An 11776-nucleotide genomic window follows, 5' to 3' on the forward strand; every position below is an offset into this window, starting at 1 on the left:
GCCCGCGGGTCAGCCGCCGCGCCGTCCGGGTCCGCCGCCGCAGGGTGGCCGCCCCGCTCCGGACGCGACCCGCAAGCTGCCCGCGCCCGATGCCACCCAGAAGATGAATACCGGTGGCCGCCAAGCCGTTCCCCCGCATCTGCAGCGGGCTGCGACCTCCGATCGCGCCGAGCGGGTTTCCGATCGCGCTCCGCGGGTGCAGGCTCGCGCGGGTGCGGGGACCGCCGACCGGACTCGCGGTGACGAGCGCTCGCGCCCGCCGACCGGCGGGAACGCCGTCGTGAATCGCCGTCCCCAGGGTGGCGCTCCGGGCGGTCCGCCGCCGCGGCGTCCCGGTGGCGAGGGCCCCGGTGGCGGCGGTGGCGGTGCGCGCCGACCGAAGAGGAAATCCACCTGGAAGATCGTCCGCCGGGTCTGCTACGTGATCATGGCGCTGTTCATCGTCGCGCCCAGCACCATGTTCCTGGTCGCGTACTCGACCGTGGACGTGCCCAAGGCCGGTGACATCAAGACCAACCAGGTGGCCACCATGTTCATGGCGGACGGCACCTCGGTGCTGTCCAAAGTGGTTCCGCCGGAAGGCAACCGGTCCGATGTGACCATCGACCAGATCCCGCCGCACGTGCGCAATGCGGTGATCGCGGCCGAGGATCGCGACTTCTACACCAATCCGGGCTTCTCCATCTCGGGCTTCGTGCGCGCCGCGCGCGACAATGTGATGGGAAAGGCCAGTGCCGGTGGTGGTTCCACGATCACCCAGCAGTATGTGAAGAACGCCATGGTCGGTGACGAGCGCTCGCTCAGCCGTAAACTGCACGAGCTGGTGATCTCGGCCAAGATGGCGCGGCAGTGGTCCAAGGACGACATTCTCACCGCGTACCTGAACACCATTTACTTCGGCCGCGGCGCGTACGGCATCGACGCGGCGTCGAAGGCGTACTTCGGCAAGAAGGTCTCCGAACTCGATCCCGCCGAGGGCGCGATGCTGGCGGCGACGATTCAGCAGCCGTCCAACCTGGATCCGGAGAAGAACCCCAAGGGCGCGCAGACGCGCTGGAACTATGTGCTCGACGGTATGGTCTCCGGCGGCAACCTGCCCGCGGCGCAGCGCGCGGGAATGCAGTACCCGCAGGTGATTCCGGCCGCGCAGGCCGCCGGTGACAAGACCATGGACAGCGGTCCGGAGGGCCTGATCAAGACCCAGGTGCTCAAGGAGCTCGAGGCCGCGGGCATCAGCGAACACGAGCTGAACACCGAGGGTCTGCAGATCACCACCACCATCGATCAGAAGGCCCAGCAGGCCGCGGTCGATTCGGTGAACAAGACCATGGACGGAGAGCCGGACATCCTGCGCACCGCGGTGGTGTCGGTGGATCCCAAGACCGGTGCGGTGCGCGCCTACTACGGCGGCACCGATGGTCAGGGTTATGACTTCGCCAATGCCGGTCTGCCGCCGGGCTCTTCGTTCAAGGTCTTCGGTCTGGCCGAGAACCTGGAACTGGGCAAACCGCTCTCTACGCTGTACGACTCCTCGCCGGTGACGGTGAACGGCATCAAGATCACCAATGTCGAGGGCGAGCAGTGCGGTATGTGCACCATCGCCGAGGCGCTCAAGCGCTCGTTGAACACCAGCTTCTACCGGATGATGCTGGATATGCCGGGCAACGGCCCGCAGAAGATCGCCGATATGGCGCATAAGCTCGGCATTCCGGAGAACATCCCGGGCGTCGGCAAATCGCTGACCGAACCCGACGGCAGCGGCCCCAACAACGGTGTGGTGCTGGGTCAGTACCAGGTGCGGCCGCTCGATATGGCCTCCGCGTACGCCACCCTGGCCGCCTCGGGCATGTACCGCGCACCGCATTTCGTGCAGAAGGTGGTCACCTCGGAGGGCACCGTACTGCTCGATCGCGGCGAAACCGCTGGCGAGCAGCGAGTTTCGGCCGCGGTGGCGGACAATGTCACCGATGCCATGAAGCCGATCGCGGCGTGGTCGCGTAATCACAATCTGGCCGGCGGCCGGGAATCGGCCACCAAGACCGGTACCAACCAGCTCGGCGACACCGGTGAGAACCGTGACTCCTGGATGGTCGGTTTCACCCCGGAGCTCTCCACCGCGGTCTGGATGGGCACCGAACAGGGTGTGAAGCTGCGAAATGCCAACGGCGGCATGATCTACGGCTCCGGCCTGCCCGCCGATATCTGGAAGGGCACCATGGACGGTGCGCTCAAGGGTGTGCCGAACAGCAAGTTCCCCAAGCCGGGCACCATCGGTGGCCAGGCGGGTGTGCCGTCCTGGTCCGCGCCGTACACCGCGCCTTCGACCACCGACGCGCCGATTCTGCCGCCGGTGATCACCCAGAGCCAGGTCGAGATCCTGCCCGGCATCACGATTCCGGTGCCAGGTATCGCGCCGAACCCGCAGAACCAGCAGCGGGCGCAACCGCAGCCGTCGACGGATCCGGGCGCGGGTCCGATGTCCGGACAACCGGTGGCGCCCTCGGATGGTTCACCGCTCACGACCACACCCAATAGCGGTGGGGGCGGTAATGGGAACGGCAACGGCAACGGCAACGGGAACGGCAACGGCAACGGGACTCCACGCAATCGGTAGCCTCGAGGCGTGATCGAGCAGGAAGTGACACACCGGTCGACCGCCCTCGGCGAGTCGGCCGGTGGCGCACCGGAACCCGGCCCGTCCGCCCCGGTGCGGTATGTCTCCCCCGCACCACTGGCCGCCGATCTGCGGTCGGTCGACGACCGTGACAAGCCCAGTCGCACCGATACGCTCACCGCGCAGCTGTGCGATCTGATCGGCGGCCCGGTCGGTGATCACGCGCTCATCGGGCGGGTCCGGTTCTGGACGCCCATGCGGGTGCTCATGGCGTTCGCGGTGCTCTTCCTGGCGCTGAGCTGGTTCGGCAAGGCGGCCTGTATTCAGCAGGCTCCCGACGGCGCGGGCGGGATCGGGTTGGATTGGAACAACAGCCGCCAGTACGTGGCCATGTGCTACTCCGATACGGTGCCGCTGTACGGCGCGGAACATCTGAACGAGGGCGCGTTCCCGTACAAGAAGCAGTGGACCGACTTCGGCGGTGACGGCAAGCCCGAGACGCGGTATATGGAGTATCCGGTGCTGTCCGGGCTCTATCAGTACGGCGCAATGGGAATCGCCAAGGCGTGGAAGCAATCTCCGCTGCCCGGTGCACTCGAGGTGGTCATCTACTTCAATGTGGTTGCCGTCGGATTGGCGCTGGCGTGGCTGGTAACCATCTGGGCCGCAGCGCAATTGGCGGGTCGGCGGGTATGGGATGCGGCGCTGATGGCGCTGTCGCCGCTGGTGCTGGTGCACGCGTTCACCAATTTCGACACGCTCGCAACGGCTTTCGCGGCCGGTGGACTGTTGGCGTGGGCGCGTAAGCGACCGGTGCTGGCGGGCATTCTGCTCGGCCTGGGCGGGGCGGCGAAACTGTATCCGCTGCTGCTGCTGGGCCCGCTCGTGGTGCTGTGCCTGCGCGCCGAACGCCTCGACGAGGACGAATCCCGCTGGGGCGGAGTGCGTCCGCTGAGCGCAGCCGGGGCCACCGTCGCGGCCGCGGCCGTCACCTGGCTGGCGGTGAACGCGCCGATCGCGGTGCTCTACAGCCGGGGCTGGCGAGAGTTCTTCCGGCTCAATACCGAACGCCATGCCGACCCGGATTCGGTGTACAACGTCTTCACCTCGTTCACCGGCTGGCAGGGCTTCGACGGCGTGCTGACACCCGCGCAGACCCCGACCCTGCTGAACCTGGTCTCGCTGCTGCTGTTCGTGGCCGCCTGCACCGGCATCGGCTGGATCGGGCTCACCGCGGCACGGCGACCGCGCTTGGCGCAGTTGGCCTTCCTGGTGGTGGCGGCGTTCCTGCTCACCAATAAGGTGTGGAGCCCGCAGTATTCGCTGTGGCTGGTCCCGCTGGCGGTGCTCGCGCTGCCGCAGCGGCGAATCCTGTTGGCGTGGATGACGATCGACGCGCTGGTGTGGGTGCCGCGGATGTACTACTACCTCGGCACCGACAAGAAGGGTATTCCGGAGCAGTGGTTCACCGGGACCGTCGCGATCCGCGATATCACGGTGATCATCCTGTGCGCCTTGGTGATCCGGCAGATCTACCGCCCCGACGACGATCCGGTGCGCCGGGACGGCGTGGACGATCCCGGCGGCGGCCTGCTCGATCGCGCCCCCGACCCGCGGCACCCGTGGCTGCCGCCGCTGCTGCGGCCCCGCGCCGCGGCGGGCGGTTGACGCGGGATCATCAGTGCAGGAAGCGTCCCAGCTGGGGTACGGCCTCACCCGGATGTTTGGCCTGGAAGCCCTCGCCCAGCGCCTCCAGCTTCCAATCCTGGTTATTGCCCGTGCGATACACCTTGGCCATGGCCATACCGGTGAACGGCATCCCGCCCGCCAGGGTGAACCGCGCCAATTCGGCATTGTTGGTGCCGTCGACCAGGCGGCAGAACGCGTTCGCCACCTGTTCGAAGGTGTGCCCCTTGTATGAGGTCACGATGAACACCAGCGTGGTGACGTGGTGGGAGATGCGAGTCAGATCGACCACGATCACCTCGTCGTCGCCCTCGCCCTCACCGGTGAGATTGTCGCCCTGGTGGCGGATGGAACCGTCCTTGGCCGCCAGGCTGCCGTAGTAGACGACATCGATCGGGTGGGTGTCGGCGAACATCACCACCGAGGCGTCCAGATCGATATCGGGGGCGCGGTTTCCGAACATGCCGCCGCGCTTGACCGGATCCCAGCCCAGCCCCATCTTCATGTAGGACAGCGCCACGCCGCCCTCCTTGCGCAGATTGATGCGCTGGCCCTTGGTCAGGCTGACCGAATGGTTCTTGGGCAGATCGCGATCCGAACTCGGATCAGAGACCGGTGCGGGAGTCTGCGGCCGATAGCCCGGTGCGGCAGGCGGATACGCCGATCCGGTCGGCGGTGGATACGCCCCGGCGGATGCGGCCTGTTCGACCGGCTGGGACCGCGCCTGATTCACCTGGACGCCGTGATCTGTGACCAGGGCCGCGAACCCACCCGCGTAGCCCTGTCCGACCGCGCGCACCTTCCACCCGCCCTGACGCCGGTACACCTCCAGCGCGATGACGATGGATTCGGTGTCCAGGCCCTCGATCCGGTACTCGTACAACGGATTTCCGCCGAGATCGGAGACCGTGGCGACCGGCGCGGGCAGTCGCCCGAAGTTATCGCCCGCCTCGTCCAGGGTGATGACCGCGCGAATCTGATGGATCCCGGCGGGCACCGCGCTCAGTGAGATCACCAGCGCGGCGGGCTGTCCGGACGGCCCGGGCTGCAGATTCACCCCGGGCCCGCTGGGCTGATTGAAGAAGACGAAGTCGGCGTCCGAACGGACCTTGCCGGTCTCGGTGACCAGAAGTGCGGACAGATCCGCGGGCGCGGCGATCTGCACGCCGATCACCACATCGTTCACGGTCAGCGAGCCGTTCTGGCCCTTCACCAATGCTGCGGACAAGGTCGACCCTTCGCTTGTCGGTGCTTTCCGCTGCCACTCTACGAGAAATGGACGGCCGCAGCGGCAGACCCGGTCGGTTAGGGTTGCGCCACAGTTCTAGTACGGGGAATCGATGGCACAGCTTTTCGAGAAGTCCAAGAAGGTGATCGAGGCTCATCTGTCCGGGACCAGCATCCGGGCGATCGCGGGCTCGATGGTCGCCTACGAGGGCAATGTGCAGTTCAAGAGCGCCGGTTTCGGCGGGGGCGACGGTGTGATCGCGGGTTTGAAGCGCCGCGCCACCGGCGAATCGCTCTCCCTGATGGAGTGCGCGGGCCAGGGCCGGGTGTTCTTCGCGGTCAACGGCCAGAACGTGACCGTGGTCGATCTGAACAACGACACCCTGCAGGTTGAGTCGCAGCAGCTGCTGGCCTTCGCCGGAAACCTGCGTACCAATGTGGCTTTCGCGGGCCTGCGCGGCGCGACCACCGGTGCGGGGCTGTTCACCACCACGGTGTCCGGTCAGGGTCAGGTGGCCCTGCTCTCGGCGGGCGGGCCGCTGATCCATCTGGAGGTGTCGCCGCAGTATCCGCTGGTGGTGGATCCGGATGCCTTCGTGGCGGCGCGCGGCAATCTGCAACAGTCCTTCGTGACCGATGTGTCGTGGCGCGATGTGATGGGTCAGGGTGGCGGGGAGGCGTTCTCGCTGCGCTGGGACGGGCAGGGTGTGGTGTTGATCCAGCCCGCCGAACGGTAGGGACGGCGAATGTTCGAACAGGTCAACGCGAAAGTCGTGAAGGTGGATGTGGCACGCGCCGGTGGCGTGGTGGCGCGCACCGGGGCGATGCTCTTCTACACCGGCGAGGTGTCCTTCGCCCCGCATCAGGTGCCGGGCGCGGGTCAGATGGGCGGAATGGGCGGGCTCGTCGGCATGGCCGGGCGCATGATGGCCGGTGAGCACGAGCGCACCATGCTGGCCCGGGGCAATGGCGAAGTGCATTACGGTTTCGCGGGTTTGGAGACGCACGTGGTGCGGTTGCAGCCGGGTGCGGTGCTGCGGGTGGAGGCGTCGCGACTGCTGGCCAATACCGCCGGACTACAGAGTTCGATTGTCTCGGTGCTGAGTTCGGGTGGCGGCCAGGGCGGGCGCGGTGGCGGTTTGATGGGCGCGCTGCGGGGCGCGGCGAGCGGAATGCTCACCGGCGCGGGCATGTTCACGACGCAGTTGTCCGGGCAGGGCAGTGCCGTACTGCTCGGTCACGGCGGCTTCTTCGAGCTACCGGTCGGCGGGCAGTACCCCGTCGTGGTCGACCCGCAGGCTTTCGTAGCGGCCTACGGGAATGTGCAGACGGAATTGAAATCCGCGCTGAGCTGGCGGGACGCGGTCGGGCGCGGGTCGGGTGAGGCCATGCAACTGCACTGCGCCGGCCAGGGCGTCGTGTACGTGCAAGCCTCCGAACAGAAGCTGTGAGACTGCCATGAGCACCCTCCTCAATCCGATGAATCTTGTTGAAAGCGATAATCTTCCGGGCAACGATTATGCCTACAGCATTGATCTGCGCCAACCGTGGTTCATGCGCCGGGGTGCGATGATCGCGTACTACGGGCAAATGGAGTTCCGGGCATTGACACACGGTCTGCAGGGCGGACTGCTACACATGGTGTCGCAACAGTTTTCAGCTCCATTATTCACCGGCGACTATGTGGTTGCCGAGGGCCACGGAAAATTGATCATCGGCGATCGTGGTTACGACATCAACTCCTATGACCTCGACGAGGGCAATCTCACCATCCGTGCCGCGAATTTGCTGGCATTCGAACCGGGTCTGTCGCTGAATCAGTCGATCGTGCCCGGATTTCTGACGCTCATCGGCACCGGACGGTTTCTGGCATCGTCCAACGGACCCGTCATGTTCGCCGAACCGCCGCTGCGGGTGGACCCCGAGGCGCTGGTGGGCTGGGCCGACTGCCCCTCCCCCAGCCATCATTACGATCAGCGCTGGGTATCGAGTTTCCTGGCCGCCGGCGCCGCGAGATTCGGTGTGAACTCCGGTGAGGAGCGGCAATTCGACTTCACCGGCAGCGGGACCGTGCTCATCCAGTCCAGTGAGAAGATCCTGGACGATTCGCACCTGGTGCGCACCATCGAGGGACAGTTGCAGAGTGGAATGACCCCGAGCGGACTCCAGCGCATCCAGGCCGTTGTGATGCAGCAGCTGGGCGCGCAGCAGACCCACTGAGTGCCCACACCGAACAGGGCACGCCAAAGGTTTGCTGCCATTACTACGCACGCCCGCGCACCCGTGGCAGGATCGGTCGGGTGAGCGACGGTGAGGTAGAACCCGCGGAAGCGCACGAACAGTATTTGCGCGCCTTCCGGCATCCCGCCGTGTCCCGGGCGCAATTGGAGGATCTCCTGGACGCCGTGAACGGCTTCCTGGACACCATTACTCCCGGCGAGGGCGAATATGTCCCGCAGGGCGGTTGGGCCCCGGAATCCACCGCCATGGCCTTCCAGATCGGGCGCGCGGTGGAGCAGGTGCTCACCGAACGCGAACAGGCCGAACAGGAGTTGGTGCACCGGCGCGATATTCGCGATCGCCTGGTGGTGGCCCTGGACGCGGTGCTGGACTGTCTGCGCACGCTGCCCGATCTCGCCGAGGCCGAGATCGCGCTCGGCACAACGGCGGTGAACGAGGGCTTCCAGGTCTTCGACGACGGCTCGGTGCGCACCACCGTCTCGCAGGAGATCGGCGCGGATCTGGGCGCGCTGGAGGCGCGCCGTGCCGAACTCGACGAGCAGATGACCGCCGCCGTCGCCGCCCGCACCGGATTGGTCGAGGACACCACCGATCTGGTCCGCGACCGGCTCGGCGTCGCCGAGGTCGGTATTCCGTGGGTGATCCTGGAGGCCACCCAGGGCGGCCTGGACGTGTCCGAGCCATTCGAATTCGCCGCCCACCACCTGCCGGACTGCGAATTACGGGACCTGATGGTGCAGTTGGTCACCGATATCGCATTGGCGCGCACACTGGAGGACGACGTGGCGACCTGAGCGTCGCGGACCCGAACCCGTCCGGCGAGGAGACAATTCGGTGAAGAAACTGATCAATGATCCCGCCGAGGTGGTCGATGCCGCGCTCGCGGGCATGGCGGTCGCCCACCCGGAGTTGCGCGTGAATGCCGAACAGCGGGTCGTCCTGCGCGCCGACGCACCCGTTCCCGGCAAGGTGGGCCTGGTCTCGGGCGGCGGCTCCGGACATGAACCCCTGCACGCCGGATTCGTCGGTCACGGCATGCTCGACGCCGCGTGTGCCGGGGAGATATTCACCTCGCCGGTCCCCGATCAGATTCTGGCCGCCACCACCGCCGTCGACGCCGGGACGGGCGTGCTGCACATCGTGAAGAATTACACCGGCGATGTGATGAATTTCGATATGGCCGCCGAACTCGCCGCCGCGGAGACCGGGACCGAGGTCATCTCGGTGGTGGTGAACGACGATGTCGCGGTCCAGGACAGCCTCTATACCGCCGGGCGGCGCGGGGTCGGGGCCACCGTAATCCTGGAGAAGATGGCGGGCGCCGCGGCCGCGGCCGGGCGGCCACTCGTCGAGGTCGCGCGCATCGCCACCCGGGTGAATACCGAATCGCGCAGTATGGGAATGGCTTTGACCTCCGGCACGGTCCCCGCCGTCGGACATCCGACCTTCGAACTGGGTGCGGACGAAATGGAGATCGGCATCGGCATCCACGGCGAACCCGGCCGCCGCCGGGTACCGCTGGCCCCCGCCCGCGATATCGCCGCCCTGCTGGTCGAACCGATTCTGGCGGATCTGCCGTTCGCCCGGGGTGATCGGGTGCTCTGCTTCGTCAACGGGATGGGCGGCACCCCGCTGATCGAGCTGTACCTGATGTTCGGCGAGGTGGCGCGGCTGCTGCGCGGGCACGGGGTGCATATCGAACGCTCACTGGTGGGTTCGTACATCACCTCGCTCGATATGGCGGGCTGTTCGGTGACGCTCACCCGGCTGGACCAGGAGCTGATCACGCTCTGGGACGCGCCGGTCCGCACACCCGCATTGCGGTGGGGCATCTGATGCGGGTGGACGCGGCGATCTGGATCCGCGAGTTCGCGGCACTGGTCGATGCGCACGCCGAGGAATTGACCGCGCTGGACGCGGCCGTCGGCGATGCCGACCACGGCACCAATATGCGGCGCGGCCTGGCCGCGGCCGTTGCGGCGCTGGATGATTCGACACCCGCCACACCGGCCGAGATGTACAAGCAGACCGCCATGGCGCTCATCCGCGGCATCGGCGGTGCGAGCGGACCGCTGTACGGAACCTTCTTCCTGCGTTTCGGCACGGCGATCGACAGTGGTTCGGGCACAGCGGATTTCGCACGTGCGTTCCGCGCCGGTCTCGAAGGCGTCATCGCACGCGGCAAGGCCGAACCCGGGGACAAGACCATGGTCGACGCCCTGGCCCCCGCCGCCGACGCCCTCGACGAACAGGTGGCGGCGGGCACGTCCGGCCCGGATGCTCTCGATGCGGCCGTGGCCGCCGCCGAAACCGGTCGCGACGCCACGACACCCCTCATCGCCCGCAAGGGACGGGCTTCCTATCTCGGCGAACGCAGTGCGGGCCACCGGGATCCGGGCGCGACCAGTGCCGTGCTGCTGGTCCGCGCCGCGCGACGGGCGCTGCGATGATCGGCCTGGTGGTGGTGTCGCACAGCCGCCCCCTCGCCCGCGCCGCCGTCGCCCTGGCGACCGAACTGCTCCCCACGCAGCCGGTGCGGATCGAAATGGCCGCGGGCGCATACGAAAACGCCCTGGGAACCGATGCGGTCGCCGTGGCCGAGGCCATCACCGCCGCCGACAGCGGCGACGGCGTCCTGGTCCTGATGGATCTCGGCAGTGCCGTGCTCTCCGCCGAGACCGCCGTCGAACTGCTGGATTCGCCTGTGCGCGTGCGCCTGTGCACCGCGCCGTTCGTGGAGGGGCTGATCGCCGCACTGGCCTCGGCGGGCGGCGGGGCGGACCTGGAAACGGTCGCGCGCGAAGCCGAGAACGCCTTGGACGCCAAGCGCGCGCAACTGGGCGGTCCCGGCGATCCGGATATCGCTGCCCCGCCGGACCCGGCGACCCCGGCGACCGCACCGCGTACGGTCGCCGTATTCGAGGTGACCGATCCGCACGGCCTGCACGCTCGTCCGGCCGCCGAACTCGTTGCGGCACTGCGGGATCTGGATGCCGATATCGAACTCCGCAATGCCACCGCGGGCACCGGACCGGTTCCGGCCGACAGCCTCACCCGAGTCCTGACCCTCGGGGTGCTGCCCGGTCATCGACTCGAGGTGTCCGCCCTCGGTCCCGACGCGCATACGGCGATCGATCGCGTCCGCGAAGCGATCTCCGGTTCCTGACACGCGATTCGCGGTGCCCCGGCGGCTCGACACGCGGTGACGCAGCCCGCCTTTCGCCGGTCGGCGGGGAGGGGCAGGATCGGGGTATGACGCTCACGGAGCAAGCCACTACATTTCTCGCACTGCATCAGCCGGGCAATCCGGTGATTCTGCCTACGGTGTGGGATGCCTGGTCGGCGAAACTGGTGCAGGACGCCGGGTTCGCGGCCATTACCGTCGGGAGCCATCCGCTGGCCAATTCGCTCGGCAGGAAAGACCAGGAGGGGATGACCTTCCCCGAGGTCACCGCGCGGATTCGGGAGATCACCGCGGCGGTGGACATTCCGGTGTCGGTGGATATCGAATCCGGATACGCGCAGAAGCCCGCCACCCTCATCGAGGGACTGCTCGAGGCCGGGGCGGTCGGGCTCAATATCGAGGACACCGTGCACAGTGCGGGCGGGCGACTGCGGGAACCGCGCGAACACGCCGATCTGGTGGGTGAACTGCGGCGGGCCGCGGACGCCACCGGTGTGCACTTCGTGATCAACGCGCGTACCGACGTATTCCTGCGGCCCGATACCGGGACCCCGGCCGAACGGCTCGACAGTGCGCTGGAGCGGCTGAATCTCGCCGCGGCGGCCGGGGCCGATGTGCTGTATCCGGTGGGGCGGCATGAGCCCGAGGTGCTGCGCCGCCTCACCGGTGAACTGCCCTTGCCGATCAACTCGATCGGCATTCCCGATCAGGGCGGGCGCGCCTATTTCGCCGAATTGGGCGTCGCCCGAGTGAGTTTCGGACCCTTCCTGCAGAATGCGCTCACCGCGTATGCCAATGGGCTGTTCGGCCCTTGGCGCTGAGTC

Annotated in this window: 11 protein-coding genes; 10 read left to right on the plus strand and 1 reads right to left on the minus strand. The window is 67.4% G+C overall.

Features of this window, described 5'->3' with window-relative positions:
• Positions 1–427 precede the first annotated feature (427 nt).
• Together NA10_RS12575 and NA10_RS12580 are read left to right on the plus strand one after the other, a co-directional pair.
• Positions 428–2614: a transglycosylase domain-containing protein gene (locus tag NA10_RS12575; protein WP_245677175.1), complete on the plus strand. Its 2187-nt coding sequence runs from the start codon at positions 428–430 to the stop codon at positions 2612–2614.
• 93 nt (positions 2615–2707) lie between these two features.
• Positions 2708–4282 carry a glycosyltransferase family 87 protein gene (locus NA10_RS12580; protein ID WP_067567758.1) on the plus strand — a complete coding sequence of 525 codons (1575 nt, stop codon included), beginning with the start codon at positions 2708–2710 and terminating at the stop codon, positions 4280–4282.
• Between the two features lie 10 nt (positions 4283–4292).
• On the opposite strand, the gene NA10_RS12585 is transcribed toward NA10_RS12580, so the two are convergent.
• Positions 4293–5528 carry a TerD family protein gene (locus NA10_RS12585; RefSeq protein ID WP_067567595.1) on the minus strand — a complete coding sequence of 412 codons (1236 nt, stop codon included), beginning with the start codon at positions 5526–5528 and terminating at the stop codon, positions 4293–4295.
• Positions 5529–5640: 112 nt separating this feature from the next.
• Between NA10_RS12585 and NA10_RS12590 the strand changes: the two genes are divergently transcribed.
• The 8 genes from NA10_RS12590 to NA10_RS12625 all read left to right on the plus strand — a co-directional run bounded on the left by NA10_RS12590 (position 5641) and on the right by NA10_RS12625 (position 11773).
• Entirely contained in the window at positions 5641–6264 is a 624-nt protein-coding gene (locus tag NA10_RS12590) for an AIM24 family protein (RefSeq protein WP_067567598.1), read from the plus strand.
• 9 nt (positions 6265–6273) lie between these two features.
• Positions 6274–6978 (plus strand): AIM24 family protein, encoded by a 705-nt coding sequence (locus NA10_RS12595; RefSeq protein ID WP_067567602.1) that lies wholly within the window; start codon positions 6274–6276, stop codon positions 6976–6978.
• 7 nt (positions 6979–6985) lie between these two features.
• A complete protein-coding gene (locus tag NA10_RS12600; RefSeq protein ID WP_067567606.1) occupies positions 6986–7747 on the plus strand; it encodes an AIM24 family protein in 762 nt (253 codons plus the stop codon).
• 80 nt (positions 7748–7827) lie between these two features.
• Complete coding sequence (locus tag NA10_RS12605) at positions 7828–8562, plus strand: hypothetical protein (RefSeq protein WP_067567610.1); 735 nt, start codon at positions 7828–7830, stop codon at positions 8560–8562.
• Positions 8563–8602: 40 nt separating this feature from the next.
• On the plus strand, positions 8603–9604 hold the full coding sequence (dhaK, locus tag NA10_RS12610) for a dihydroxyacetone kinase subunit DhaK (protein ID WP_067567613.1): 1002 nt from the start codon (positions 8603–8605) through the stop codon (positions 9602–9604).
• Positions 9604–10218 (plus strand): dihydroxyacetone kinase subunit DhaL, encoded by a 615-nt coding sequence (gene dhaL / locus NA10_RS12615; protein ID WP_067567760.1) that lies wholly within the window; start codon positions 9604–9606, stop codon positions 10216–10218. The genes dhaK and dhaL overlap by 1 nt, the downstream gene beginning before the upstream one ends.
• A complete protein-coding gene (dhaM, locus tag NA10_RS12620) occupies positions 10215–10934 on the plus strand; it encodes a dihydroxyacetone kinase phosphoryl donor subunit DhaM (protein ID WP_067567616.1) in 720 nt (239 codons plus the stop codon). The genes dhaL and dhaM overlap by 4 nt, the downstream gene beginning before the upstream one ends.
• Positions 10935–11020: 86 nt before the next feature.
• The gene (locus NA10_RS12625; protein ID WP_067567620.1) at positions 11021–11773 is read left to right on the plus strand and encodes an isocitrate lyase/PEP mutase family protein; all 753 of its coding nucleotides are present in this window, start codon (positions 11021–11023) and stop codon (positions 11771–11773) included.
• Positions 11774–11776: the final 3 nt, after the last annotated feature.

This window comes from Nocardia acidivorans NBRC 108247, from assembly GCF_001625085.1.
Classification (GTDB): domain Bacteria; phylum Actinomycetota; class Actinomycetes; order Mycobacteriales; family Mycobacteriaceae; genus Nocardia; species Nocardia acidivorans.

Coding starts and splice junctions, on each gene's coding strand:
- NA10_RS12575 (WP_245677175.1), top strand. CDS start 428: ATGGCGCTGTTCATCGTCGCGCCCAGCACCATGTTCCTGGTCGCGTAC.
- NA10_RS12595 (WP_067567602.1), top strand. CDS start 6,274: ATGTTCGAACAGGTCAACGCGAAAGTCGTGAAGGTGGATGTGGCACGC.
- NA10_RS12625 (WP_067567620.1), top strand. CDS start 11,021: ATGACGCTCACGGAGCAAGCCACTACATTTCTCGCACTGCATCAGCCG.
- NA10_RS12600 (WP_067567606.1), top strand. CDS start 6,986: ATGAGCACCCTCCTCAATCCGATGAATCTTGTTGAAAGCGATAATCTT.
- NA10_RS12590 (WP_067567598.1), top strand. CDS start 5,641: ATGGCACAGCTTTTCGAGAAGTCCAAGAAGGTGATCGAGGCTCATCTG.
- dhaM (WP_067567616.1), top strand. CDS start 10,215: ATGATCGGCCTGGTGGTGGTGTCGCACAGCCGCCCCCTCGCCCGCGCC.
- dhaL (WP_067567760.1), top strand. CDS start 9,604: ATGCGGGTGGACGCGGCGATCTGGATCCGCGAGTTCGCGGCACTGGTC.